This is a genomic window from uncultured Campylobacter sp., assembly GCF_938031315.1.
Lineage (GTDB): Bacteria > Campylobacterota > Campylobacteria > Campylobacterales > Campylobacteraceae > Campylobacter_B.
The window spans coordinates 1-1,473 of sequence record NZ_CALHHT010000158.1; the positions used below are offsets into that span (position 1 = coordinate 1).

Consider the following 1,473-nt stretch of genomic DNA (forward strand, 5'->3'; position numbering starts at 1 on the left):
TTTCGCGCGAGATACTCAAGCACCTCGTCGTAAGTCTGCTTATCGTTTTTCAAATCGTTTATCTTGGCATCTAAGGCGTCCACCTGCCCTTGATTGCTTAGATTATTTTTCAGATCGGCAAGCTTGGAAAAATCCCTCGTTTGTAAATTTAATAGCGTACCGCTTAGCTCACTCTCCAGCTCGCTTCTATTGGCGCCGTTTACAAACATATTTTCAATCTTCATAAGCGAAGTATAAAAGATCTCCGACATCTCCATCTTTTCAAGATCCGCGCTCGCGTTGATATACTCGGGGGAATTTTGCCTTTTGGCGTATCTTTTAAGCGTGCTTTGGATGCTCTTTTTATTCTCGGCGTAGGACATCACCGCTTCGATATCCATATCTTGCTGCGTAATAGCAAAAGGCAGGCGATCGAAAAGCTTCGCTTTGTTTCTCTCGATTGCGTCCAGCTCGTTTTTGCTCGCATTTTTATCGCCGCTTGCAAGCAGGGAGTTTTTTTGTAAATTTAACTTTTTGATCTCGTTTACGACCGAAATCAGCGTCACGTCGCTTGCGCTTTTTTTCTGCGAAGTCTCTGTTTTAGCGACCTTTTCCGCGATTAGATCTATCACTTCGCTCTTGTTGCCGTCTTCGCTTCCCAGCGAGCCGGATAGGATTTTCGTTACCTCTTTTTTGATCTCGGTTTTATTGTGCTCGACCGTAGAATTTGTTTCGCTCAAGGCGGTCGAATTGCTCTCTACGAAATTGGTTAAATTTGAATCCTCCGCCGCGCCCAGCGTAAATAAAAGGCAGCTTGCCAAAAAGCAGATTATCGATCTTTTCATAGCCCCGCTTCCTCGTTTAAAAGGGTAAAATGCGCCTCTTTTTCGTCATAATTAAAAAGCTCGCCCGTCTCGATGACGTAATGCCAGCCGTAAATTTTAACCTCGCCGCTTTCATACGCCTCTTTAATCCCGGGAAAGCTAAGTAAATTCTGCATGGAATTTATGATGTTTAGCCGCTCGGCGATCCACTCGCGCTTATCTGCGTTTAAATTTGGAATTTTTAAAATTTGATCCTTCACCGGCTGCATTAAATTTAGCCAGCGCACCACATTCGGGATTTTTTCAAGTTTTTTGGCGTCGTAAAATAGCGCCGCGCAACCGCCGCAGTTGCTATGCCCGCAAACGATGATATTTTTGATATTTAGCGAATACAGCGCGTATTCGATCGCCGCGGTCGTGGATACGTACTCCTCGCTGACGCGATACGGCGGCACGACGTTTGCGATATTTCGCACAACGAAAAGCTCGCCCGGAAGCGTCGAAGTAATCAGGCTCGGTACTACGCGCGAGTCGGAGCATCCGATAAAAAGGGTATGAGGTTTTTGTTTGTTCGCGAGAGTGCCGAAAAGCTCGGCGTGCTCGGCGAAATTTTCTTCCATAAATTTAATAGCTCCGCTTATTAACTGGCTAGGCATACTTTCTCCTTAAA

At 45.5% G+C, this 1,473-nt stretch carries 1 protein-coding gene and 1 pseudogene; both read right to left on the reverse strand.

Annotation, left to right across the window (positions count from 1 at the left end; translation table 11 throughout):
- Nucleotides 1-824: pseudogene (locus Q0236_RS04250) on the reverse strand (mechanosensitive ion channel family protein); the annotation flags it as partial.
- On the reverse strand, nt 821-1,459 hold the full coding sequence (locus tag Q0236_RS04255) for a carbonic anhydrase (RefSeq protein WP_297915444.1): 639 nt from the start codon (nt 1,457-1,459) through the stop codon (nt 821-823). The gene Q0236_RS04255 and the pseudogene Q0236_RS04250, both read right to left, overlap by 4 nt.
- Nucleotides 1,460-1,473: the final 14 nt, after the last annotated feature.

Coding starts and splice junctions, on each gene's coding strand:
- Q0236_RS04255 (WP_297915444.1), bottom strand. CDS start 1,459: ATGCCTAGCCAGTTAATAAGCGGAGCTATTAAATTTATGGAAGAAAAT.